20 protein-coding genes are annotated in these 25503 nt (G+C 61.5%); 14 read left to right on the forward strand and 6 right to left on the reverse strand.

Features of this window, described 5'->3' with window-relative positions:
* Positions 1-37 precede the first annotated feature (37 nt).
* Both PAF17_RS06285 and PAF17_RS06290 read left to right on the forward strand, forming a co-directional pair.
* Entirely contained in the window at positions 38-484 is a 447-nt protein-coding gene (locus tag PAF17_RS06285) for an NUDIX hydrolase (RefSeq protein ID WP_271888240.1), read from the forward strand.
* Positions 485-514: 30 nt separating this feature from the next.
* Positions 515-1954 carry an inorganic phosphate transporter gene (locus PAF17_RS06290; RefSeq protein ID WP_271888241.1) on the forward strand — a complete coding sequence of 480 codons (1440 nt, stop codon included), beginning with the start codon at positions 515-517 and terminating at the stop codon, positions 1952-1954.
* Positions 1955-1956: 2 nt separating this feature from the next.
* Here the strand turns inward: PAF17_RS06290 and pncB are convergent, their stop codons facing one another.
* Both pncB and pncA read right to left on the reverse strand, forming a co-directional pair.
* The gene (pncB, locus tag PAF17_RS06295; protein WP_271888242.1) at positions 1957-3249 is read right to left on the reverse strand and encodes a nicotinate phosphoribosyltransferase; all 1293 of its coding nucleotides are present in this window, start codon (positions 3247-3249) and stop codon (positions 1957-1959) included.
* An 86-nt stretch (positions 3250-3335) separates the two neighbouring features.
* Positions 3336-3932, reverse strand: a complete 597-nt coding sequence (gene pncA / locus PAF17_RS06300) for a bifunctional nicotinamidase/pyrazinamidase (RefSeq protein ID WP_271888243.1) — start codon at positions 3930-3932, stop codon at positions 3336-3338.
* A 121-nt stretch (positions 3933-4053) separates the two neighbouring features.
* On the opposite strand from pncA, the gene trhO reads away from it, so the two are divergent.
* From trhO to PAF17_RS06340, 8 genes are all read left to right on the forward strand, one after another.
* Positions 4054-4944, forward strand: a complete 891-nt coding sequence (gene trhO, locus PAF17_RS06305; protein ID WP_271888244.1) for an oxygen-dependent tRNA uridine(34) hydroxylase TrhO — start codon at positions 4054-4056, stop codon at positions 4942-4944.
* A 19-nt stretch (positions 4945-4963) separates the two neighbouring features.
* On the forward strand, positions 4964-5848 hold the full coding sequence (locus tag PAF17_RS06310; protein WP_271888245.1) for a VOC family protein: 885 nt from the start codon (positions 4964-4966) through the stop codon (positions 5846-5848).
* 2 nt (positions 5849-5850) lie between these two features.
* On the forward strand, positions 5851-6987 hold the full coding sequence (locus PAF17_RS06315; RefSeq protein ID WP_271888246.1) for a M20 aminoacylase family protein: 1137 nt from the start codon (positions 5851-5853) through the stop codon (positions 6985-6987).
* Positions 6987-7931 carry a LysR family transcriptional regulator gene (locus tag PAF17_RS06320; protein WP_271888247.1) on the forward strand — a complete coding sequence of 315 codons (945 nt, stop codon included), beginning with the start codon at positions 6987-6989 and terminating at the stop codon, positions 7929-7931. Before PAF17_RS06315 ends, PAF17_RS06320 begins: the two co-directional genes overlap by 1 nt.
* Before the next feature lie 64 nt (positions 7932-7995).
* Positions 7996-8880, forward strand: coding sequence for an NAD(P)-dependent oxidoreductase (locus PAF17_RS06325; RefSeq protein WP_271888248.1), 885 nt, complete (start codon positions 7996-7998; stop codon positions 8878-8880).
* Entirely contained in the window at positions 8873-10417 is a 1545-nt protein-coding gene (locus tag PAF17_RS06330; RefSeq protein WP_271888249.1) for an aldehyde dehydrogenase family protein, read from the forward strand. The genes PAF17_RS06325 and PAF17_RS06330 overlap by 8 nt, the downstream gene beginning before the upstream one ends.
* An 89-nt stretch (positions 10418-10506) precedes the next feature.
* On the forward strand, positions 10507-11331 hold the full coding sequence (locus PAF17_RS06335; protein ID WP_271888250.1) for a DUF3100 domain-containing protein: 825 nt from the start codon (positions 10507-10509) through the stop codon (positions 11329-11331).
* Positions 11332-11333: 2 nt separating this feature from the next.
* Positions 11334-11810 (forward strand): hypothetical protein, encoded by a 477-nt coding sequence (locus PAF17_RS06340; RefSeq protein WP_271888251.1) that lies wholly within the window; start codon positions 11334-11336, stop codon positions 11808-11810.
* 24 nt (positions 11811-11834) lie between these two features.
* Here the strand turns inward: PAF17_RS06340 and PAF17_RS06345 are convergent, their stop codons facing one another.
* From PAF17_RS06345 to PAF17_RS06355, 3 genes are read right to left on the reverse strand one after another with little or no spacing between them, the layout of a single operon-like run.
* Positions 11835-12533, reverse strand: coding sequence for a Crp/Fnr family transcriptional regulator (locus tag PAF17_RS06345; protein WP_271888252.1), 699 nt, complete (start codon positions 12531-12533; stop codon positions 11835-11837).
* Between the two features lie 6 nt (positions 12534-12539).
* The gene (locus PAF17_RS06350) at positions 12540-15563 is read right to left on the reverse strand and encodes an ATP-binding protein (protein ID WP_271888253.1); all 3024 of its coding nucleotides are present in this window, start codon (positions 15561-15563) and stop codon (positions 12540-12542) included.
* A 31-nt stretch (positions 15564-15594) separates the two neighbouring features.
* Positions 15595-18540, reverse strand: a complete 2946-nt coding sequence (locus tag PAF17_RS06355; RefSeq protein WP_271888254.1) for an NAD(P)-binding protein — start codon at positions 18538-18540, stop codon at positions 15595-15597.
* Between the two features lie 414 nt (positions 18541-18954).
* Here PAF17_RS06355 and PAF17_RS06360 point away from each other — a divergent pair, with 414 nt between their 5' ends.
* Entirely contained in the window at positions 18955-19254 is a 300-nt protein-coding gene (locus PAF17_RS06360) for a phage tail protein (RefSeq protein ID WP_271888255.1), read from the forward strand.
* Between the two features lie 131 nt (positions 19255-19385).
* Positions 19386-22160 (forward strand): aminotransferase class I/II-fold pyridoxal phosphate-dependent enzyme, encoded by a 2775-nt coding sequence (locus tag PAF17_RS06365; RefSeq protein WP_271888256.1) that lies wholly within the window; start codon positions 19386-19388, stop codon positions 22158-22160.
* Positions 22161-22190: 30 nt separating this feature from the next.
* On the opposite strand, the gene PAF17_RS06370 is transcribed toward PAF17_RS06365, so the two are convergent.
* On the reverse strand, positions 22191-22772 hold the full coding sequence (locus PAF17_RS06370) for a cupin domain-containing protein (protein WP_271888257.1): 582 nt from the start codon (positions 22770-22772) through the stop codon (positions 22191-22193).
* Between the two features lie 128 nt (positions 22773-22900).
* Between PAF17_RS06370 and PAF17_RS06375 the strand changes: the two genes are divergently transcribed.
* Positions 22901-24196 (forward strand): 4-aminobutyrate--2-oxoglutarate transaminase, encoded by a 1296-nt coding sequence (locus tag PAF17_RS06375; protein WP_271888258.1) that lies wholly within the window; start codon positions 22901-22903, stop codon positions 24194-24196.
* A gap of 227 nt (positions 24197-24423) precedes the next feature.
* Positions 24424-25422, forward strand: coding sequence for a carbon-nitrogen hydrolase family protein (locus tag PAF17_RS06380; protein ID WP_271888259.1), 999 nt, complete (start codon positions 24424-24426; stop codon positions 25420-25422).
* Positions 25423-25503: the final 81 nt, after the last annotated feature.

Here is a 25503-nt window from a genome sequence, read left to right on the forward strand (position 1 = left end):
TTCTCTTCGGATGTTGTTGGGAAAGCGGCCGCCTGCAATGCAGGTCGCGGCCGTGTGTCTGGACGGGAAAACCGGAAAGGTTCTGTTGATCAGCAGCAGGGGCACCGGACGCTGGGTCGTGCCCAAGGGCTGGCCCATGGAAGGGCGCACGCTTCATGGCGCCGCCGCGCAGGAAGCCTGGGAAGAGGCCGGGATCAAGGGCCATATCGGGAATGTGGAACTTGGCCGGTACCGCTATGACAAGGATCAGGATAGCGGCTTTGCCTTTCCCGTCGAGGTGCGTGTGTTCCTGTTGGAGGTCGAGAAGGTCGCCGATAGCTATCCCGAGGTGCAGGAAAGAACACGCGAATGGTTTCAGCCCCTTCAGGCCGCCGAACTGGTCGACGAGGAAGGGCTGCGTGACATCTTGCGAAATCTGGCAGATCTGCCTAACGGGGCAGGGGCATCGGTCCCCTGCGGCGACAATCGCACGAAAGGCGATTGATGCCGGTGTTGTTTGACGCCATCAAGCAGGATGACCAAAGGATTGCGTAGCTATCACACGCTGGACAAGGACCTTGGGCGGATCACGCATGCTGAGGCGGCGCAGAGATATGCGTTCCGCCCGGTATGGTGGTTGGGGCTTGGCAGCCTGGCGCTGGTGCTCGGCATTTTTCTGTCGGTGGGTATCGCGGGGACGCATGCATCCACGATCGGACTTGGGGCGGGGCTGATTGTTGCCGGTTGGCTTGGGCTGGCCATCGGATCGAATGATGTCGCGAACTCTTTGGGGCCTGCGGTGGGGGCCGGGGCGATTGGCTTGTTGCCGGGTTTGATCATGGTGGCCATCGCCGAGATCGGCGGCGCCAGTCTGGCCGGCGGTGCGGTGACGACCCGGCTGGCCAGTGGGTTGTTCGATTTCGAAGGACTGACCACCGGTCCAGCAGCGCCGATCGCGATGCTGTCGGCGCTGATCGCCACGGCGATCTGGATCACGGCCGCAACAGGGATCGGTCTGCCGGTCAGTACCTCGCATTCCATGGTCGGCGGAATCGCCGGGGCGGGGGTGACGGCATTCGGGTTGTATTCCGTAGACTGGCAAGCACTGGGGTTGATTGCCTCGGTCTGGATCGTGGCCCCCCTGATTTCGGCGACGGTCGCGGGGGCCCTGCTGGTTTACCTGCGAAGCCGGATCATCGACGCCAAGGATCGTCAAGAGGCTGCGCGTTTCTATATACCGCTGGTCGGGGCGGCGATGTGCGGGTTGTTCGCAACCTATGTCGCCATTCTGGTCGAGCAACGGATCGGGGGGCGGTTGGCCTTGCCGGTCGGGATCGGCTCGACCCTTCTGGGTTTCGTGGTCATGCGCCGGTTTCTGGAAGCCGAGCTGGCCGCGTCGGGTGGCAAGGCCAGCGTCAAGCGCATTTTCCGTCCGGCCCTGTTGGTTGCGGTCATCATGATGGGTTTTGCGCATGGGGCGAATGATGTCGGCAATATCGCCGGTCCATTGACAGTGATGCTGTCGGGGCCGGCATTGGCGCAGACTGGTACGGTGCCACTGTTCGTTCTGGCGGCGGCCGGTGCCGCGATTGCCCTTGGCACGCTGCTGTTCGGGCGCCGGTTGGTCGTGATGGTTGGTAGTGGCATTACCCGGCTGAATGCAGGCCGGGCGTTTTGCGTGTCGCTGGCGACGGCGCTGGTCGTTCTGACATCATCCTCGCTGGGGCTGCCGGTTTCCACCACCCATGTCGCGGTTGGCGGTATTTTCGGGGTCGGGTTCGCGCGGGAATGGATGGACCGACGCAAGAACAAGCGCCGCGCCCCCTTGCCGGCCGAGGAAACCCGCAGGCGATTGCTGATCCGGCGCAGCCATGTCGCCACGATCTCGGTTGCCTGGGTGATTACCGTGCCGCTGACCGCCCTGTTGGGGGCGGGGCTATGTCTCGTTTTTCTGGCCTTCTCCGGGTTGGATTAAGCTCAGACGACGACCGGACGCGTGGTCTGGTTCTGCACCGCGAAAACACGCCGGTAACGTTCGATTTCTTCCTGAGGGCCGGTGGCCTTGGCCGGATTGTCTGACAGTTTCACGGTCGGCTTGCCATTCGCGGCGACCGCCTTGCAGACAAGGCTGAACGGCGCCAGGCCGTTGTCGGGCACGAGGCCGCGAAAATCGTTCGTCAGCAATGTGCCCCAGCCAAAGCTGACCTTGACCCTGTCATGAAATGCCTGATGCAGCTCGGCGATCTTGTCCACATCCAGCCCGTCGGAAAAGATGACCAACTTGTTGCGCGGATCCTCGCCACGATCTTTCCACCACTGGATCGCGGTTTCCGCCCCTTCGGCGGGGTCGCCGCTGTCGATGCGAATGCCGGTCCAGCCCGCCAGCCAATCCGGGGCACGTTGCAGGAAGCCCTTGGTGCCGTAGGTGTCGGGCAGGATGATGCGCAGATTGCCTTCGTGTTCTTCATGCCAATCGGCCAGGACATCATAGGGGGCCTGTAGCAAGGCGGCGTCATCAGGGGCCAGCGCGGCATAGACCATGGGCAGTTCATGGGCATTGGTGCCGATCGCCTCGATGTCGCGCCGCATGGCGACAAGGCAGTTCGAAGTGCCGGTAAAGCGCGATCCCAATCCTTCCATCATGGCCTGGACCGCCCAATCCTGCCAGAGAAAGCTGTGCCGACGCCGCGTGCCGAAATCGGCGATCCGCAGATCGGGCAGTTTGCGCAGGGTCTGAATCTTGTCCCACAGGCGCGACATTGCCTGCGCATACAGAACCTGAAGTTCGAACCGTCCCATATCTTTCAGCACGGCGCGCGAGCGCAGTTCCATCAGAACGGCCAGGGCCGGAACCTCCCACAGCATGACCTCGGGCCATTTACCCTCAAATGTCAGCTCATATTGTCCATCACGCTTTTCAAGGTGATAGTCAGGCAGCCGCAGGCCTTCCAGGAATTCCATGAAATCATGGCGGAACATCTGGCGTTTGCCATAGAACATGTTGCCGCGCAGCCAGGTGCTTTCCCCGCGGGTCAGTGACAGGTTGCGCACATGGTCCAGTTGTTCACGCAGTTCGCCTTCATCGATCAACTCGGCAAGGCGGATGCTCTTGGTGCGATTGATCAGGCTGAAGGTGACATTCGTGTCGCGCCGATTGCGAAAAACCGACTGGCACATCAGCAGCTTGTAGAAGTCGGTGTCGATCAGGGATCGCACGATCGGATCGATCTTCCACTTGTGATTGTAAACGCGCGTGGCAATGTCGACCATGTCGCGACCTCCTGAAGACAGCTTCTTTTGGTGCCCCGAAATCACATCTGCGTGCAAGCCCGTGCGACAAAATTGGGAAAAAAGGTTCAGATCAGGGCGACGCCGGCGTCTTGCATGGCGCGCCTTGCCGCCTCGCGGCTGCCGTCCAGATCTATCGCGCGGGTTGCCGCCTCGTGGACCGATGCCGAAAACCCCAGTTTGGCGGCGTCTATCGCGCTCCAACTGACGCAAAAGTCATGGGCCAGCCCGACAAAGCACAGCTCCGTCAGCCCCCGTTCGCGCAAATACCCCGCCAGTCCCGTCGGGGTAGCGTGATCGTTTTCAAAGAATGCAGAGTAGCTGTCGATCTGCGGGCGAAACCCCTTGCGCAGCACCAGATCGGCCCGCGACAGGTCCAGATCGGGGTGGAACCGCGCGCCGTCCGAACCGATCACACAGTGGCGCGGCCACAAGATCTGTGGGCCATATGGCATGTCGATGGTCGAAAACGGATTGGTGCCGGGATGGTTGTCGGCAAAGCTGCTATGTTCCGCCGGGTGCCAGTCCTGGGTCAGAATGACGGCCTCATAATCCGGCATCAATGCGTTGATCGGATGGACGATCTGGTCCCCTCCGGCGACGGCCAGCGCGCCCTTGGGGCAAAAATCATTCTGCATGTCGATGACGATCAGTGCCTTGGCCATGTTCCGCTCCGTTTGGTTGCTGTTCCATCGGTAAGAAGCAGGCCGCGCCGCGTCAATGATGACGCCTTCGCGATGCGGGTTGCCCTTGCCTAACCGGGGGTGGCTGGCATATGCCCCGCCCATGCTGACAGTTGCCGCACTCTATCACTTTACCCGATTCCCGGACCCGCAATCGCTGCAAGGGCCATTGGCGAAGATCGCCTGTGCCCAGGGCGTTCGAGGGACGCTGCTATTGGCGCATGAGGGGATCAACGGCACCATCGCGGGCACGCGTCAGGGGATCGATGCCGTTCTGGCCCATATCCGGTCATTGCCGGGATGCGCCGATCTTGCGTGGAAGGAAAGCAACGCTGGGACGATGCCTTTCGGGCGTATGAAGGTGCGCATCAAGCGCGAAATCGTGACGATGGGTCAGCCCGATGTCGATCCGAATGCCGCGGTCGGGCGTTATGTCGAACCGTCTGACTGGAATGAACTGATCTCGGCGCCTGATGTCGCGGTTATCGATACGCGCAATGATTATGAGGTCGGTATCGGCACGTTCGAAGGTGCCATCGATCCCGGCACCCGGTCCTTTCGCGATTTTCCGGCGTGGTGGGCGCAACACGCCCATCGGTTTCACAACAAGAAGATCGCGATGTTCTGCACCGGCGGGATCCGTTGCGAGAAATCGACCAATTTCCTGATGTCGCAAGGGGTCGAAGAGGTGTTTCACCTGAAAGGCGGCATCCTCAAATATCTTGAAGATGTGCCAGAACAGGACAGCAAATGGCAGGGCGAGTGTTTTGTCTTTGACCAGCGTGTCAGCCTGGGTCACGGGTTGAAACAGGGCAGCTATGGCATGTGCCATGCCTGCCGCCGCCCGCTGGCGGATCAGGACCGTGAGCGCCCCGAATTCGAAGAAGGCGTTTGCTGTCATCACTGCGTGGACGAATACGATCAATCTGACCGCGAACGTTTCCGCGAAAGGCAGCGTCAGTTCGATCTGGCGGCTCGGCGCGAACAGGACTGAGGCACGGACGGGATCGATCATGACGAATGTTCTGGGTATCGATCATCCACTGATTGCCGTTCGCGACATGGATCAGGCCCGTCGCAACTATGAGGCGCTGGGCTTCGCATTTCGCCCCCGATCACAGCACCCCTGGGGCACATCGACGTCGCTTGCCGTCTTTCGCCGGCAATTGCTGGAGCTGGTCAGTATTGGCGATGACGGCTTGCTGGATGCCCATGGTGCCGGCCAGTTTCGTTTCGGTCGCCACGTGGCCGGACATCTGGCGCAGCGCGAAGGGATCGCCCTGACCGCGCTATACAGCGATGATGCCGCATCGGACGCCAATGACGTGCAATCCCGAGGCGGACATTGCGACGGCTTGATCCGCTTTGGTCGCGATGTCTTGACGCGGGATGGCAAGAAGGATCGCACCGCCACGACGCTGGCCGTGTTTCGTCGCGAAGGTCTGGATCGTCTGGCGATGTTCGCCTGTCAGCAGCATCGCCGCGATCTGATCGAACATGTGGATTGGATGCAGCATCCCAACGGTGTTTATCGAATTGCATCGGGCACGATCATGGCGCCACAGAACCGGATTGCAGAGGTGTGCGACTGGCTGCGGGTCGTGCATGGCACCTTGGCAGAACCGATGCCATGGGGGTATCGCGTCCCGACAGGAAATGGTTGCTGGCACGTGACCGATTACGCCGGGGCTGTCCGGCTGTTGGGGGTCGTTCCGCCAGAGCTTGGGGCCGGTGGGGGGCCGGCGATCCTGTCGATCGATTTCGCCTGCCGGGATCTGGGACGGGTCAGGCCGTTTCTGGAGACCGGAGGTTTCACGTTTCACGCCGTCGAAAACCGGTTGGTGTTGACCCGGACCCCGCGTCTCGGTGGTGTTATGCCAATATTTCAGGAAGGATGACCATGTTTGACAGCGACCATATTGCCCTTGCCGTCGAGTGGCGCCGCGATTTGCACCGCCACCCCGAGCTGGGCTTTCAGGAAACCCGGACCTCGGCGATGATCGCGGGGTTGCTTTCGGACTGGGGCTGGCAGGTGCATCGGGGATTGGGCGGCACCGGCGTGGTGGCCACGATGGGGCAGGGCGGACCCAGCATCGGCCTGCGGGCGGATATCGATGCCTTGCCCATCGAAGAGGCGACCGGCCTTGACTATGCCTCGGTTCACGCAGGCAAGATGCACGCCTGTGGGCATGACGGACATACCGCGATGTTGTTGCTGGCCGCACGACATATCGCTGCCGAAGGGGTGCGAAACGGCACGGTCCGGCTGATCTTTCAGCCTGCCGAGGAAAATGACGGCGGTGCGCGGGTGATGATCGAGGACGGCCTGTTTCGCGAATTTCCGTGCGATACCGTTTACGGTATCCACAACTGGCCGGGTTTGGCGCCGGGTCGGTTGGCGGCGCGGGATGCCGAAATGATGGCCGCTTTTGCGGTTTTCGAGATCGGTCTCGAAGGCAAGGGCGGTCATGCCGCCATGCCCGAACAAAGCGACGGGGTTGTCGCTGCGGCGGCGCGTATTGCGGCGGCTGCCCAGGAATTGCCTGCGCGCCGGCTGTCGCCACTGGATCCGGGTGTTGTGTCCGTTACGCAGATCCATACGGGGTCGGCATGGAATGTTTGTCCCGATCAGGCCACCATTCGCGGAACCGCACGTTGGTTCAGCGCCGCGGCAGGTGACATTCTGGAAACCCGATTGACCGATCTGGCACGGGGCGTTGCCGCCTCGCAGGGGTGTCGTGCGACCATTGATTACCAACGTCGCTATCCAGCCACGATCAACAGCGCGGCCGAGGCCGGTCTGGCGCGTCAGGTCGGGCGAGACATGGGACTGGATGTTCCGGACCTTCCGCCAAGCATGGCCTCGGAGGATTTTGCCTTCATGCTGAATGAAACCCCGGGGGCCTATATCTGGCTGGGTGCGGCGCGGGATGGCGAAAACCCCGGGCTGCATTCCGCGCATTTCGATTTCAATGATGCGATTCTGCCTGTTGGCGCGGAATTCTGGGTGCGGCTGGTGCAGCGGGCGCTCGGCTGATGCAGGGGCTGGACGGGCGCGTTCTGCGCGACTTTCTGGTCGTCGTACAGGAAGGTTCGATCCGGCGCGCGGCTGATCGGCTGAACATTGCGCCCTCGGCAGTCAGCCGCAAACTGGCCGATGCCGAGCGGCAACTGGGGGTGACGCTGGTCACGCGCAGCTCGCAAGGTGTCGTGTTGACCGAGGCAGGGCGCTTGTTGCGTGAACACGCGCTTCATATGCAGGACGAGCAGACGTTCCTTCTGGATCAGCTTGGCCGGTTCAGGGAATCGGGCGGACAGATCGTTCGGGTCGCCTTGGGCGAAGGATTTGCCGCGGATCTGATGCAAAACGGGCTGGCGCCATTGGGGCAGGCCCATCCGCAAATGCAGTTCCGCGCCGATCTGGCCGGTACCGAGGAAATCCAGCGGCGCGTGATCGAGGGCGAGGCCGATATCGGGATTGCCTATGATCCGATGACGAGTTCGGCCACCAGATCGCTGGCAATCATGCGCCAGCCGCTTTGTGCGGTGGTGCCGGTCGGTTCGCCTTTGGCAGGCAGGGACCGGATTTCCCTGGCCGGGGTGTTGGCGCATCCGGTTGCCATGCTGGATGGCCGTCATGCGATCCGCAATCTGGTGGGGCGTGCGGCCAGCGATCACGGACTGGCATTGCGGCCGCAGGTCGAAACCTCGTCCATTGCGGCGTTGCTGCGATATGTCGGCGCGGGAATGGGCGCGACCTTCCTGCCGCGTTTTTCGGCCTCGATTCAGGCGGCGCGGGGCGAGGTGGTCATTGTCGATCTGGACGAGGAATCGTTGCAACATGTCAGCGCGCATCTCTTCGTGCGTGCGCGGCGCCGATTGCCCGGATCGGTGGGCGTGACAGCCGAGTTCCTGGCGCGGCATATGGCGGCGTTTCATGATCTTGCGTTGCTGAAATCGCAACGCAATGTGCCGCAATAATCACCTATTCAAGAACGCTCGACTCGACCAAGCTTGATGAAATTTGCGAAAGAGCGAGGGTGGCATGACGCTGACAGTCGGGGTCATAGGATTGGGGGCGATGGGCGCGGGCATGGCGCGAACCCTGTCGGGTGGCGGTTTTTCGGTGCAGGCCTTTGACCTGGCCGAAGAGGCCCGCGCGCATATGGCGCAACATGGTGTCACCATCGCCGAGAACGCATCAGCGGTCGTGGCCGCCTGTGACGTGATCGTTCTGTCACTGCCTTTGGCGCGTCATGTGCAGGACATAATCGATGATGCTTTTGCTGCCGGTGCGCTGGCTGACGCGGGGAAGACGGTCATCGACACTTCGACCTCCGAAGCCGATATCAGCAGGCAATTGGCCGCGCGCCTGTCGGCGGCGGGGCATGGCTTTCTTGATGCGCCAGTCAGCGGCGGGCCGCAGGGTGCCGCCACGGGTAGCTTGTCGATGATGATCGGGGGGGACGCGGCGGCGGTCGCGGCCGCGCAGCCGGTTCTGGATGCGCTGGCAAGCAAGGTGATCCATGTCGGCGCAAGCGGTGCGGGCAATATTGCCAAGCTGGTCAACAATATGCTGGTGGCTTGCCATATGCTGACAACGGCCGAGGCCATGCGCCTGTCCGAGGCCGCGGGCCTGCCCGCCGAGGATGCGCTGCGCGTGATCAACAGCGCCACCGGCCGCAGCGCCATAAGCGAAGTGCACTTCCCGACCTGGGTGCTGAACAACAGCCTGAACAGTGGCTTTTCGGCCGGTTTGATGCGCAAGGATATGCGGCTGGCGCTGGAACTTGCGCAGCAGGCGGGTTGTGATCTGCCGGTTGCCCGGATGGTTGCGCAGCTGTGGTCACAGGACCGGTCCGGGCTGAGCGACAATGATGATTTCATGCAGATCGCCGATCTGCGCAACAAGGCGAAACTCGATGGCTGACGACCTGAAACATGCACCCAACAGCACGGCTGAAATTGCGCGATTGCTTGGCGAATTGCTGGGCCATGACAAGGTGGCCAGCTGGGTGGCGGGCACGCCCATGGCGGGCGATGGCGAATTGCTGGACCTGACTGATCCGGCCACCGGTCGCGCAATGGCAGAGTTTCGCGATGCCGGCGCGGATGTTGTCAATGCCGCTGCCGATGCCGCAACGGCGGCTCAGCGTGTCTGGGCGGCCAAGACCGCATCCGAGCGTGGCCGCATCATGTATGAGATCGCCCGCCAGTTGCGCATCCATGCCGCGCCCCTGGCGCGGCTTGAGGCGGTTTCGGCAGGTCGCCCGATCCGCGATGCGGCGGGCGAACCGGCGCGTATGGCGGAGATGTTCGAATATTATGCCGGATGGTGTGACAAGATCACCGGGGATGTCATCCCGGTGCCAAGCAGCCATCTGAACTATACCCGCCATGAACCTATCGGCGTGGTGGCCCAGATCACGCCCTGGAACGCCCCCTTGTTCACCTGTTGCTGGCAGGTGGCGCCCGCCATTGCCGCAGGAAACGCGGTGATGCTGAAGCCTTCGGAACTGACGCCATTGTCGTCATTGGTTGTTGCCTCGCTGTGCGAACGTGCGGGTGCGCCCGTGGGGCTGGTCAATGTGATTGCAGGGCGCGGTGCGACGGCGGGGCAGGCAATGATCGACCATCCCGCCACCGGGTTGGTGGTCTTTGTCGGGTCCGCGCAGGGCGGCGCGGCCGTCGCGGCGACCGCGGCACGCCGGATGATCCCCAGCATTCTTGAGCTGGGTGGGAAATCCGCGAATATCGTCTTTGATGACGCCGATATCGATCGCGCGATTGTCGGCGCGCAGGCGGCGATCTTTGCTGCCTGCGGCCAAAGCTGCGTGGCTGGATCCCGGCTTCTGGTGCAGCGCAGCGTCCATGACCGGTTGCTGGAACAGCTGGCTGCGGCCAGCGCGCGGATTCCGGTCGGGCTGCCGCTTGACGGCGAAACCCAGATCGGTCCGGTCAACAATGCTCGCCAATGGGACAAGATCGACGACATGGTTCATCACGCCGTCAAGGCCGGCGCCGATCTTGTCACCGGCGGTGCCTGCCCCGCACATCTGTCCGACAGCGGGGGGTATTTCTATGCGCCCACGATTCTTGGCAATGTGTCCCAAGACATGCTGATTGCCCGCGAAGAGGTGTTCGGCCCCGTGCTGTCGGTCATTCCCTTCGAGGATGAGGACGAGGCCGTCGCACTGGCCAATGCCACGCCCTATGGTCTGGCCGGGGCGGTCTGGACGCGGGATGTCGGGCGGGCCCATCGGTTGGCCGAACAGGTCAGGGCCGGGACCTTCTGGATCAACAGCTACAAGACCATCAATGTCATGTCGCCCTTTGGCGGGTTCGGGCAATCCGGCTATGGCCGTTCCTCTGGCCGCGAGGCGCTGGCGGCCTATACCACCACCAAATCCGTCTGGGTCGAAACGGCAAGGGATCCGGTGATTGCATTCGGCTATGCACCGGGTTGAGCTTTTTGCCCGCGACGCGGATAAGGCCCATCCGTTTCGCGCATGCTTCTGCAGCCAATAACGGGCCGGTAACAACAGAGAGGTCAAACATGGACAGCGCGAAGGATATCCTTCTGGATTGGCGTTTGCATGCAAGCGTGCTGATCATCACCATCATTTCCGAGCTGATCGGGGTCATCAAGGTGCCGATCGGCATCGGGTCTATCCTGCTGCTTCCGCTGCTATATGCCTTTGTGCTGGGATTGCTGATCAACCCCAATGTGGTGCGCAAGGCTGGTGCCTGGATCGGCCAGCGCGAGGTTCGCGCGGCCTCGCCCCTGATTGTCATTGCGATCATGCCCTTCATTGCGAAATTCGGCACGATCATCGGCCCGTCGATGCAGCAGATCATCGATGCCGGTCCCGCCCTGATCCTGCAGGAACTGGGCAATCTGGGCACCATCGTGCTTGCCTTCCCGGTCGCCGTGCTTGTGCTGGGCATGGGGCGCGAGGCGATCGGCGCAAGTTTTTCGGTCGCGCGCGAACCCAATATCGCCATCATCGCGGACAAATATGGCCTGAAATCGGCTGAAGGTGCCGGGGTGATGGGCGTTTACGTCATCGGCACGCTGTTTGGCACCTTCATCTTCGCGATCCTTGCGTCACTTTTGGCGACCAGTGGCATGTTCAGCATCGAGGCTCTGGCCATGGCCTGTGGTATCGGGTCGGGGTCGATGATGGCGGCCTGTTCCGGTGCCTTGGCCCATGCCATGCCCGAGATGGAGGACACGATCCTGGCGCTGGCGGGGGCCAGCAATGTGCTGACCTATGCGACGGGGCTTTATCTGTGCATCTTCGTTGCGCTGCCCGTGACCGAAAAACTGTATGACCTGCTGGGCCGCAAGACCGCCGCAACCCCTGATATGGGAGAATGATCATGAGCGATTCCGATATTCCCGTCGATCACGAGGCAGAGTTCAAACCTGATCTGGCGCAGAACGCCGCCATGCTTGCGGTGGTGTGCCTGATCGGTCTGGTCGGCAATACCGTTGCAACCGATGCGACGCTGATGCAAGGCGTTATCGGGTTTCTGGTGCTGTTCGTGATTTCAATGGTCGGCCTTCTGCTGACATTGACGGTGCCGTTCAAATTGCCGTCGGTGGCGTGGATCTCGTTGGTCGGCATTGCCATGACATTGCCCTGGACGCCAGGCAGCGCATGGGTTCTGGACAAGGTTTCCCATGTCAATTTCCTGACGCTGGCAACCCCCTGCCTGGCCTATGCCGGGATCGCCATCGCGCGGCGCGAAATCGAGATCGCGCGCAGTTCGGGATGGAAGATCTTTATCGTCGCTGTCCTGGTCATGAGCGGCACCTATGTCGGTTCGGCTTTCGTCGCCGACCTGTTCCTGTAATCGCCTTTGGTCCCGGCCGTGTCGTCAACTGATGCCAGTTGCGGCCGGGACTGACGGATCGGCCAGGCTGCCGGGGTCCAGCAAACGGATGCGGCACCGCCCCGTTTCGATCACGCCGCTTCGGCGCATTTGCGACAGAACGCGGCTGACAATCTCGCGGTTCGCGCCGATGCTGGCCGCGATTTCGGCATGGGTCGGCATATCGTCCAGCACCGCCCCCGGGTGCAGTTTGCCCCGATCAAATGCCATCGAGACCAGATAGGACCTGACGCGTTGCTCGACCGTCTGGGTGACAAATTGCAGGTTGCGCCGGGTCAGCTGCCGGATGCGATCGCTGAGCGACAACAGCAGCCGGTTGCGAATGTCGGGCACCGCATCGATCAGGCGCAGGAAAGAGCTGCGTTCCAGCACAAGCACCTGCGATTCCTCGCGCGCGACAATGGCAAGGGATCGCGGTCCGCCATCAATTGCCGCCAATTCGCCAAAGTGATCCCCGATCTGAAAGCGGGTAAAGATGATCTCGCGCCCGTCCTCGGTCCAATGGATTGCCATCAGCGCGCCCGAGATCAGGAAATAGACATCGCAAACCCGGTCGCTTTCCTGAAACAATGTCTCCCACGCAGTCAGGTTCAGAACCCGGCTGCGAATGTCCAGCCGCGTCAGGTCGCGGGGCGACAGGCCATCCAGCAAGGGCAGGTCATATGTCAGAAGGGAAGGGGTCATCGGGCGTCAACTGGCCGGGGCTGTCATTTGCAGCCCCCGCAATATTGCCAAGTCATCGGATCCGCCTGCGAACTGCGCGTGAGAGAACTGCGCCTGTGCGATCTGCAGGGCACCGGTATCGCCGCCGGCAAGATCGGCCATGTCCCAGGACGCCCGCAATTGCCACAGATGGGCACCTTGTTCCTGGGCCAGCGCGATGGCTTTTTGCAATGTGGTCATGGCCAGATCGGTATCGCCTAGGCGGGCGGCGATTCCGGCATGCAGGCGCAATGTCTCGGCCTGCCAGCACAGCAACCGCGATTGCGCCCCTTCGGAAACCGCGCGGGCCGATAGCGCCAAGGCTTCGGTCAAGTGGCCGGCCCGCGCCTGCGCGGCGGCGAAATGGGCGGTGAAATAGGGCAGGCCGATCAGCGCCCCGATGGTGCGCAATTGGCCCAGCAGCTGCTCGAACCGGGCGCGCCCGGCATCCGTTTCGCTTTGACGCGGATCAATGACGTGCTGCCAGCAAAGACCGATCAGCGACCAGAAACCGGCGCCCTGTTCCGCGGCCACGGCAATGCCGCGATCAAGGCGCGCCAAGGCTTCGTCACGTCGCCCGGCCGCATCAAGGGGCACGCTGCCCCAGATCAATGCATAGGGCTGCATCACGGGAATGCTCAGGGCTTGCTGATGGCGGTCGGTTTCCGCGATCAGGTCGGACAGAGCATCAATATCCCCGCAAAAGACCCGTCCGGGCAGTTCGAACATCTGCGCTGCGGCAAAGATGTCCATGCCGTAATCGGCCATCATCGGCGCGTCGCGTTCGATCCGGTAAAGGCGCCGGATTTCTGCGACATGGGCAAGTTGATCCCGGAAATTTCCGGCATAGAAACACCCGCAATTCGCAGCGGCCTCGGCGGCAAGACGCAGCTGGATCCGGTCGGGCGCCTGCCGGTTTTCGGCGATCTCCGCCGCTTCGATCAGAAAGCCGCAAAGCTCGTCCGCACCCTTGCGATCTCCGGCGATAATGGCATGGGAATAGCTGCCGAACAGGGCCGGGCCGTTGCCGCTGCCCGACCGGGATTGCGCCGCACGATGCAGCACTTCGGAAAATGCTGCGCGCACAGGCTGGGCCGCATATCCCTGCGATTGCATCAGAATGGAACCCAATGCGGTATATGCGGCGATCTCTAGCTGGTTGCGCCCCGGACGTTCGCCGGCTTCGCCGCATATGGTAATTGCGTTGCGGGCATGGTCTTCGGCATCGCTGAGGGCACCGCGCAGCAATGCCTGCCTGCTGGCGGCAAGAAAGCTGCGCGCCGCAGGCAGAAACAGCTTGGCCTGCTTTTGGTGATTGGCCAGCAGCGCAGGGGTCGCTTCGGCCATTTCGGCGCAACTGCCCTGCAACAGTTCCGCCACGCGGGCATGCAGCGCCTCGCGCGTGCCGCGCAGCAACTGCCGGTATGCGGCGCGATGCAGCATGGCATGGCTGAAGGTCCAGCGATCGGGGCCGATGGCACGGACAAGATCGGCTTGCCGTGCCTGTTGCAGCATTTGCGCGACATCCTTGGCGGGCGCGGCAAGGGCGGTGAGCAGACGTTGCGAAAAGCTGCGACCCAGCACCGAAGCCTGCAAAAGGACAAAGCGCGCCGGGCCGGCCGCATCGATCCGTTCGGTCAGCAGATCGCTGAGCGTTGCGGGCAGGTCGCCGGCCGCAGGGTTGTTGCGCAGCGTATGTTTGACAAGCTGTTCCAGAAACAACGGGTTGCCGTCTGCATGACGGATGAGCCGCGCGCGATCCTGTGGATCCTGCAGCGCCGGCCCGAAAGTTTGCAGATAGGTTTCGGCCTCGTCCTGGGCAAAGGGGGCGACCTCCAGCGTTTCGATCGCAAGACCTTGCAGGTTTTGCGCGATTCTTGGGGTTTCGCGGCTGGTCAGCAGCAGGCGATGCCGGTGATGATCAAGCTTGCCGATCAGATGGCGCAACGCCCCAAAGCTGGCGCTGTCCATCCAGTGCAGGTCTTCAAACAGCAACACCCCGTCGGGCACGACCATCATGATTGCCTGTGACAGGCTGGCCTCGATTTTATCGCGCAGCGCGTTATTGGCAAAACGCGACAGCAGGGCATTGCCTTGCGGCAGTTCCAGCACCAACGCCAGACACAAGAGGTTATCGGCATCCATGCCGCCAAAACGGGTCTGCAATGCCGCGAAATCTGCCTGAGCATCGGGCAGCAGGCTTCGCAGCCAGTGGCGAAAGGGGCCATAGCCTTCGCCGGTGTTCAACGCATCGGCCGGAAAGACCGCAAATCTGCGCCCCGCCCGAAGATAGGCGTTGGCCAGCGTCGTCTTGCCTATTCCTGCAGGGCCACGCAGCAGGCACGGGCGACCCTTGCAGGCATCGATCGCCGCACGTTCCCGCGCCCGGCCAATCAGTTCGCGCGCCCCCTGATCCAGCCGTTGCGTGGGTAGCGGCACCGCCTTGTCCAGCACCTGATAAACCGTCATGGGCGCAAAGCCCTTGAGTTGCGTATCCGGCATGGCCTGCAACCCGATCGCGCCGCGCAGGGCATCGCGCGTTTCAGGCGCGATCAACACCGTCGCCGGGGGGGTGGCAGCTTGCAGGCGTTGGGCCAGCGTTGTGACCATTCCGGTCATGCGTGGGCGGCTGTTTCCGGCGCGGGCGGGACCACGGGTTGCCACCTCGCCCGTGGCGACGCCTGCGCGCATCGAAACGGATTTTCCATCGGGAAAGACGAAACCGGGCAGGGTGACGATCTGCAACGCGGATTCCACGGCGCGGCGGGCGACATGTTCATCGGCCCGCGACAATCCAAAGACCGCGACGATCCCGTCCCCCAGAAATTCGGTGATCTCGCCGCCTGCGGCTTCGACGATTTCCTGGGCTTCGCCGTAAAAACTGTCCAGCCAGTCCTGCAGGTCTTCGGCGTCGGCTTGGCTGGCGAAATAGCTGAAACCGACGACATCGGCGAATAGCGCAGTCACCTGACGGCGCTCGCCCTGTCGCAATATCCCAGATTTTCCATCCACGTTCGCCCGTTCCTCCCCCACGACCGGCCTGTCAGGGCTGGCCGGCCCGCTTTGCCTCTAGCACCGCCAGACGGCGGCTGTCGAATGGATTTGATAATGTCCAATTTGTCCAGATTCGAAAGGCTCCGGGCAGACCATGACTGCGTGTGGCGAATGACGCGGCGTCATGCATGGCAAGCGGCCGGGCTTGCATCCTGCCCTGTGGCAAGCGGGCAAGCGCGGGATCCGCAATGTCGATCTGCGCGGAAACGGGGGCGACGCGCGCGGATGTCAGGTTGAAGTCAAAGGCCGAATAACGCCAGCCGCCAAACGCTCCTTCACTGACCACGACCTGCTGGCACAATGCCTCGACGGCGGCGCATTCGGGCGATTGCATCAGGGGCCGGGCAAAGCCGGGCTGCTGATAGCGGCCAGACCAGATCGCCGTGCCGTCCGGTGCCGCCACCTCGTAAGAGGACTGGCCCATCTGCAATTGCCCCATTCGTTTGTTGAACCCATACATCCAGACACCCGCAAGCTGGGGCGCGCGGCTGTTGAGATAAAGGTTCGGCAGATAGCTGAAGATACCGGGCTGGCCCTCGATTCCGACCCAGTTGATGGCGATGATGGCTTCGTAATAGTTGCGATAGCCAAGCAAGCGCGGCAGCGCCGACAGGCGCACGCCGATTTGCTGATTGGCCAGCAGGGCGACCGGATGGGTGCCTGCCGGTGTCAGTCCCTGCGGCAGCAAATACATGCCGTCGGGCAAGACGGCCTGCAGGGCCTCTGCGTCTATGGCATGAAAGCTGAAAAAGCCGTCAATCGCACCGGTTCCGTAAAACGGTGTCAACGGCCATGGGGCGGTCTGGGCATAGGGGCTGGCAAGGCGCGCGTCGTCTCCGGGGCCGGAATCGGGGGCCAGATCTCCTTCACCGACGATCCTGATGTCATCGCCCGTCAGGCCGCGGGCAGCCATCAGGCCCGATATGGTCGCGGCCTCGACACAGCCGGCATTGATTGCGCAACGCGTCCAGTCACCCGCCAGATAAAGGTTCTCGAAACCCGATCCATCCGGTTCCAGGCGGTATTGAACGCTGCCCGGAACAGACAGGACGTAACGTTCCGAGCCAAAAAAATTCTCGCGGAAATACTGGGCGTTGAAACGGGCATCGTCATCGCCGTTTTCGATGTCGTGCAGGATCCCGGCGTCAAACCCGCCATTCTTGCTGGCCCCGGGCCACATGCGGGTCAGATCCTGATTGGCCCAGGCGCGGCTGCGTTCGACCATGCTGCCGGCGTCGACATCGGCGTCATGACAAGGGCTGCAAAAATATGCGATCGCGCTTGGTCCGGGGGTGGGCCATGTTTCGCGAACCAGAAGATCGCTCATGTCGGCCCAGGTGTCCAAGGGTTCCGAAAAGCTGGTGATGACGGTTTGCAGATCTGTCTGCGGGCCGGGATTGTGGCGGGCAACCAACGCGTTCCAGCCCAATTCCTGTGGGGTCTTGTCCAGCCAGAACTGTGCGGCATGGGTGGCCACGGTCTGGACCTTGTCCAGCATGGCCCGCCATCGCGGCGATGTCTGGCAAAGCTCGTCCGCCAGATAGGGCATTGATCCAAGCGAAGCCCCCAGAATGACCTGATCGAAGTCATGTCCCCGCCGCAGCTGATAGGATTGCCCGCGCGGAGGGTTCTTTTCGCATTCGAAATCCTTATCGGGGAAATCTTCGATCTGCTCCCAAAGCGGTTCCGATGGCCAACATGGCAGGCCGGCGACATCACGCAATGGCAGATATTCCCCCCTGACACGTGCCTGACGCACCATGTCGATGGCGTCGATGCCGGTTCGGTTCGCATCCAGCCGCAGCTTTGTGGCTGCGTTGAAGAATTCGAACTTCACGCCGCGTTTGCGCAGAACCTGATAATAGGGGGCAAAGATCGTGTCGCCCATTCCGGCCTGCATCTTGAAAAACAGCGAGCCCTTGTAACAAAAAGCCAGCCGCAGCAGGCCGCGAATTGCCGTTCCCGCGCCAACGCTGCGATGATCGGTCACGCCGCCCGGATAGCCGAATACATAATCATAGCATCCCCGGAAAACGGCCGAATACACCGCGTCATGCGCGGCCCCGTAATGCAGCAACCAATCGCTGATCTCCCAATCATCAATGGCATCGAAGCCTTCGTAGAAGCATCCTTCCGCGATTGTTCCACGGAAAAAGGCAAGTGACAGGCTGATCAGGTAATGCAGGCGCCGGGATTCGTCGCCCTGTTCAAGCTGCGCCAGAAGAGATTCGTGCCAGTCCTGGGCATGAGCAGCCAGGGCCGCCAATTCGGCCTGATCCGCACAGGTGTGATCGCGGGCATCTGCCGGCAAGGATCTGGCCATATCCTGCAACGCGTGGACAGGGGTGGCAGCCTGTGTAGACAGGCCGCGGGCCGCGAATCCGGTGTGAAACCGATCAGGCAGCTGATGGGGTGCGGCGGCCACGGCCCCGGGGCGTTCCAGCAACTGCCGGATACGGTCCAGAAGCATGGTGAACAGCGCATAGGGCGAGGGAATCACATCGCCCGAGCCGGGTTTGTCGTCGTTGGGTTCGAAATCTATACGCCACGGATGCAGGCTTGCCGGACCATCAGGGGTGGGAATGTCTTCGGCCAGAAAGAAGTAATTCAACCCGTGAAACGCCTCTTCCAGCGTGGCGAGGGGGGCATCGGGTTCGCGCAACTTCTCTGAGATCAGCGTTTCGTAACAGTCGCGCATCAGGCGAAAGGCGTTGTCGTAAAAGCCCGCCCAGATATGCAGGCCGTGTTCCTCTATTCTTTCGCCCTTGTCCTTGTTGCGGCCGCTGGCCCCCTTGCCGCCCAATCGCCAGCCCATCTGGTAGAGGGTGATTTCGTAGCGGTCCTGCCAATCGGGCAGCTGCGTGATCGCATAAGCGGCGGTGACCGCACCGACGCCACCGCCGATGATTGCGACTTTCTGTCGTTGGGCGGACATTCTGACCTCTGAGTTGATACAACGGCGGGTGGTATTCGAACCCGTGCGTTCACTTTGGCCCGTCAGGGCGGGTCTTGTGAAGAAGGAAATGCAAAATCAAGGGTATCATTGGACGGCATCAGGCGCGGAAGGCCAAAAAATAAGCGGGCGGTGACCTACCTATCACCGCCCGTCCGGCCCGCACCCCAGGCTTTCACCGCGAGCCGGGAACACCATTTACTGAACGGGCGGCAGACACGCCCGAAAAACAACGAAGCCTGACAGCAAAGGTCGCCGCTGAACCAGGTTCTGTTCTCAACCTAGTGTTGTTTGCCTTGTGGTTCTGTGTCCTGCGACACAGAGGCGAAAATCAGTTCAGGCTATGGCTGGACATCATGGGCGCGTGGCGCGTTCCGGTAATGAAACGGGGCAGGAATGGAACCGCTGATCGGTCAGATAATCATGTTCGCTGGCAGCTTTGCCCCCCGCGGCTGGGCGGTATGCGATGGCCGCCTGTTGTCTATTGAACGCTACCCCCAGCTGTTCAGCCTGATCGGCACGATGCATGGGGGGGACGGCCAGAACACCTTTGGCTTGCCCGATCTGCGCCATCCCGATCCGGACCGCGGCAGCCGGACGGCAACTGGCGCCCCCCTTGCGCTTGGGGCGGGCAATGGCCGAGGTGATTGTCGTTTCATCATTGCCGTCGAAGGCAGCTATCCCGATCGCGACTGACGCCGGGGCCGGCTGGCGTCTGGAAACTTGGGCATTGTGTCCCGAGGGTTTTCCAGTTCATCCTGAATTCCACGAAGTACGAAAAGTACCGGTGGCCCCACAGGCCGCATGCGATCAGGAGGTAACGACATATGCCGGATTCTGAAGAGACCTTGGCCGCCAAGACCCGCCCGGCCATTTCGCCCGGTGCCCTGCCAGATATCGGTGATTACTACAGCGCCACCCAGCTGCGTGCCGATCGCTGGAGCGTGTTGTGCGACGTGGCCGAAGAACTGGCCCTGCACGGAACCGATGGCCGCAAAAGCCGAAAGCTGCTCAAGGACGCCGAGGATTTGATGGCCGCGCTTGCGCCGATCGAAACCTATTGGGCCTTTCCGGGGGCGTCGGCCTTTGGGTACATGCAACGCTTGCTTGAACAGCGCAAGATAGCCGATTTCACGCATTCCGTACGGCGTGCGGCCCGGGCGCTGATTTCCGGGGCTTATCGACGCCGGACCGTTCACCTGACCGCAGAAGACAGCGAGAACGAGGATTTCGAGGACGAAGCATCCCTGACGCCGGATGCGCGCGCATTGGGGCGTCCCTATTTCGAGGTGCTGATCGTCGATGACCTGAATGAACATCAGGAACGCTGGCTGCGGTCCCGGTTGCAGAATGCGCGCCGGCCCGAAGACAGTTTCATCTATGAACCGGTGATCGTGCCCAGCCTGGAAGACGCGCTGATCGCGATTCTGTTCAATCACAACGTTCAGGCGGTCGTGGTCCGTCCTGGTCTGGCGCTGAAATCACGTAACAATGTCAAGCTGCTGAACAAGTATCTGCGGCGCGCAACCGGCGATGAGGATGTCGATGCCCTCGATCCCGAAGAGTTCGGCGCCGAAACCTGCCGTCTGGTTCACAATATCCGGCCCGAACTGGATACCTATCTGGTGACGGACCGCTCGGCCGAGCGTATCGCCGCGCAGGATCTGGGTGGTTGCCGTCGGGTGTTCTATAATCAGGAAGATTTCTTCGAACTGCACCTGAACATTCTTCGCGGCGTGAACAGCCGCTTCAAGACGCCGTTCTTCACCGCGTTGAAGGAATATTCACAGCAACCCACCGGTGTGTTCCACGCCATGCCGATCAGCCGGGGCAAATCGATTGCCCGAAGCCATTGGATCCAGGATATGGGCGCGTTCTATGGCCCAAATATCTTTCTGGCAGAAACCTCGGCGACATCGGGCGGGCTGGACAGCCTGCTGGAACCGCGCGGTCCGATCAAGAAGGCGCAAGAGGCCGCGTCGCGGGCCTTTGGTTCCAAGCAGACCTTCTTTGCAACGAATGGCACATCGACCTGCAACAAGATCGTCGTGCAGGCATTGATCAGGCCCGGCGATATCGTGCTTGTGGACCGCGATTGTCACAAATCGCATCACTACGGAATGGTGCTGGCCGGGGCCAGCGTCGTCTATATGGACAGCTATCCGCTGCATGAACATTCGATGTATGGCGCGGTGCCCGTGCGTGAGATCAAGCATAAATTGCTGGAACTGCGCGCGGCGGGCAAGCTGGACCGCGTGCGAATGGTCTTGCTGACGAACTGCACCTTCGACGGGCTTATCTACAATGTCGAACGGGTGATGGAGGAATGCCTGGCGATCAAGAAGGACCTTGTTTTCCTGTGGGACGAAGCCTGGTTCGCCTATGCAAGGTTCAACCCGGCATTCCGCCAACGCACGGCCATGCATTCCGCCTGCAGCCTTCGCGGCAAGCTGCGTCAGCCCGAACGTCAAGAGCAATGGCACGCCCAAAGCGAGGCATTGAAAGATGCCGATGACGCGACCTGGCTGGACACCCGGCTGGTCGCGCCGCCCGATGCGCGGGTGCGGGTCTATGCAACCCAGTCGACCCACAAGACGCTGACCTCGCTGCGTCAGGGTTCGATGATCCATGTCTATGATCAGGACTTCAAAGGCGAGACCGAGCAGGCCTTCCACGAAGCCTATATGACGCACACCTCGACCTCGCCGAACTATCAGATCATCGCCTCTCTGGATGTCGGGCGGCGTCAGGTGGAGCTGGAAGGATATGAATTCGTCCAGCGTCAGATTGAAAGCGCAATGTCACTGCGTCGCGCCGTCACCACCCATCCGCTGCTGTCGAAATACTTCAAGGTGCTGACCTTGGCGGACATGATTCCGTCGCAATACCGCGAAAGTGGGGTCGAGGCCTATTACGATGCCCGGCGTGGCTGGACCGATACCTGGGATTACTGGGCGACGGATGAATTCGTTCTTGATCCGACCAAGGTCACGATCACCGTCGGTGGCACCGGCTGGGATGGAGATACGTTCAAGACCAAGATCCTAATGGACAAGCACGGGATTCAGATCAACAAGACCTCGCGCAATACCGTGCTGTTCATGACCAATATCGGCACGACGCGATCTTCGATTGCCTATCTGATCGAGGTGTTGATCAGCATCGCCAAGGATCTGGAGGATTTGTTGGATGACGCCTCCAAGATGGAGCGGCGGGCCTTTGATGCGCGCGTGAAAAGCCTTGTCGAACAGGTGCCGCCGCTGCCCGATTTCAGCCGGTTCCACGCGGCGTTCCGTCAGGGTGGCACGTCGGAAGGGGATATCCGCAGTGCGTTCTTCCTGTCGTATAACGAAGATAACTGCGACTACCTGGATCTTGATCAGGCCCTGCGCGAAAAGCTGGAGGCAGGCGAAGAACTGGTTTCGGCCTCGTTCATCATTCCATATCCCCCCGGATTCCCGATTCTGGTGCCCGGTCAGGTCATCAGCCGTGAAATCCTGACCTTCATGCGGGCCTTGGATGTCAGCGAAATCCACGGCTATCGCCCCGATCTGGGGTTGCGGGTGTTTACGGCCGCGGCGTTGCAGTCGATGGCCGAATAGCCGAACGCTCGGTTCGGGCAATGCGTGGCGTCAAAAGGTCGGCGGCGTGCAGGCGCTGACCACGACACAACGCTTGGTGCCCGTGTTGCGAAAACGATGGGGGCGGCGGCTGTCAAAGATATAGGCGTCGCCCGGTCCCAGCACTTCGATCTCGTCGCCGACGGTGATTTCGATTTCGCCTTCCAGCACGATTCCGGCTTCTTCGGATTCATGGCTATAGAGGGTGGGGCCGGTATCGGCGCCCGGATCATAGGTTTCGTGCAGCAGCATCAGGTTGTTCTGACCCGCGCGCCCGATCCGCAACAGCGACAGTTTGGCGCCGGTGGCCTCGGGGCCATGAACGGCGGCGGAACGGATCGATGGCAATTCAGTGCTGCGCCAGAAGGTCTTGGGTTCTTCGCTGTCTTCGACGAAGAACTCGACCATGCTGGTGGTCAGACCGTCCAGGATCTTTTTCAGATTCGCGACCGAGGGGCTGATCTTGTTCTGTTCGATCATGGATATCAGCCCGTTGGTCACGCCGGCCCGTGCGGCCAATTGGCGTTGCGACAGCTTTTTCAGCTGACGCAGCTTGCGCAGCCGGGTTCCAATATCGAAATCGTCTTCGTTCATGCCTGCTCGCTTCGTTCGTTGTTCGCTGCCCCGGCAAAAATAGGCCGATCATATGTCGGTCATTCAAGGCATCTTGTCACTAAGATCACTTTGGTTAATATATTGATCACAGTTTGAGGACATATGCCATGACCAATGCAGAACTTTCCGCCCGCCGCGCAAGTGCGATCTCGCGCGGGGTGGGTGTGTCGACGCCCCTGTTCGCGACCCGTGCCAAGAATGCCGAGTTGTGGGACAGCGAAGGCAACCGTTTCATAGATTTCGCCGCCGGTATCGCGGTGGTGAATACCGGCCACGGCCACCCGCGTCTGGTCGAGGCCGTCAAGGCCCAGATCGATCATTTCAGCCATACCTGCCATCAGGTTGCGCCATATGAAAACTATGTCGAACTGGCAGAGCGCCTGAATGCCGCCGCGCCCGGCGATTTCGCGAAGAAGACCTTGTTCGCCACCACCGGCGCCGAAGCGGTCGAGAACGCCATCAAGATCGCGCGCGCCCATACCGGCCGCCAGGCCGTGATCGCCTTTTCGGGCGGTTTCCACGGGCGGACCTTCATGGGCATGGCGCTGACCGGCAAGGTTCAGCCCTACAAGGCGGGTTTCGGTGCTCTGCCTGCCGATGTGTTCCATGTTCCGTTCCCGACCGAAGCGCATGGCATTTCGTCGGCGGATTCGCTGGCGGCGATCCAGAACCTGTTCAAGGCCGATGTCGATCCCGCGCGGGTTGCCGCGATCATTTTCGAACCGGTCCAGGGCGAGGGCGGCTTTTATCCTGCCCCGGCCGAGCTGGTGAGAGGGTTGCGCGAGATTTGCGATCAGCATGGCATTCTGTTGATTGCCGACGAGGTGCAGACCGGGTTTGCACGGACGGGCAAGCTGTTTGCGATGGATCACTATGATGTTGCCCCGGACCTGATGACCATGGCGAAAAGCCTTGCCGGGGGCTATCCGCTGTCCGCGGTCGTGGGGCGCGCCGAAGTGATGGATGCGCCGCAGCCCGGCGGTTTGGGCGGCACCTATGGCGGCAGTCCGCTGGGAATTGCGGCTGCTCTGGCGGTTCTGGACGTGATTGCCGGCGAAGGACTGTGCGATCGCGCGCAGGCGCTTGGCGATCAATTGAAATCGCGCCTGACGGGGTTGCAGAACGAAGTGCCCGAGATGGCAGATATCCGTGGTCCGGGTTTCATGGTCGCGGCAGAGTTCATTGACGCCGATGGCACCCCAATGCCAGAGTTGACCGCCGCGGTGCGCGACGAGGCGTTGAAGCGCGGGTTGATCCTGTTGACTTGCGGCGTCTACGGCAACGTCATCCGCTTTCTGTCGCCCATCACGATCGAGGACGAGGTTTTTGCCGAATCCCTCGATATCCTGACCGAGTCTTTGCGCGTGGCGCGCGAATCCGTCGTGGGCACCCGCGCCGCCTGATTATCGATCCCGCCCGTGCCGGGAACGGTATCGGGCGGGTATCGGCGCATGACAGGAGACTGAACGGCCGATCTGTTTTGCCCGAAATTCAGGCAGATACCGCCCGGCGCTGCCTTGGACGTCGGGTTGCGCATTGTAAACCGGGCAGCGCGCAACACATAATTATCAAGATTTGGTCGTGCGCGGCGGGAGTGCCGCGGGCGAAATTGCAGGAGAATTGATTAAGAATGACCCCCTTTGCGATTGCAGGCATACAGATGCATGTTTCGGCGCTGCAGTCGAATGTCGAAGCCATGTTGCAGCGCGTCGATATTCTGATGGCGCGCTTTCCCTGGACGCAGATGGCGCTTTTCAGCGAATTGGCGCCCTATGGCCCCCTGAACAAATTTGCCCAGCCATTTCCCAACACGGCGCTTGAGCAGTTTCAGGACAAGGCCCGCCAGCACCGGATCTGGCTTATACCCGGCTCGATGTTCGAACAGGCTGAAGACGGGCGGATTTTCAACACCTCTGTGGTGATCGATCCCGACGGGCAGATTGTCGCCAAATACTCCAAGATGTTCCCTTTCCGCCCCTATGAAGAGGGTATCGCTGCGGGAACCGAGTTCTGCGTGTTCGACGTACCCGAAGTGGGGCGGTTCGGGTTGTCGATCTGCTATGATATCTGGTTCCCGGAAACGACCCGTCAATTGACCAGCCAGGGTGTCGAGGTGTTGTTGCATCCGGTCCTGACCGGAACCACCGACCGGGATGCCGAACTGGCCATCGCGCGCGCAACGGCCGCGCAATTCCAGTGCTATGTCTTTGACGTCAATGGGCTAAGCGCGGGGGGCGTTGGACGGTCCCTGGTCGTTGATCCTTCTGCGACCGTGCTGCACCAATCCGGCGGTCAGGAAGACATCTTTCCGATCGAGGTCGATCTGGATCAGGTGCGCAGGCAGCGGGAAACCGGCATGAAAGGGCTTGGCCAGGTTCTGAAAAGCTTTCGTGATCGCAGCGTCGATTTCTCGGTCTATGATCGCAGCAGCGGCACCGACAGCTATCTGCAAAGGCTGGGTCCATTGCAGACGCCGGGGCAAGGTTCGGTGGCCGGGCTGCATGGCGCGGATCCGCGCAGCATGTTGGCCACGCCCGCAACCAGCGCAGTGCCCGGACCGGCCTTCGCGCCATCGCAGCCGGCAATCGCGCCCGAGCTGCCGCTCAAGGTTGCCAATAGCGGCGAATGAACGTCCGAAACACCCGTCTCCGCAAGCCGGTGGCGGGTGTTCTTTCATGATCAGAGCTTCCGATGACGCTGCCCGCCCGCC

The organism is Paracoccus onchidii (assembly GCF_028294535.1).
GTDB classification, from domain to species: Bacteria; Pseudomonadota; Alphaproteobacteria; order Rhodobacterales; family Rhodobacteraceae; genus Paracoccus; species Paracoccus onchidii.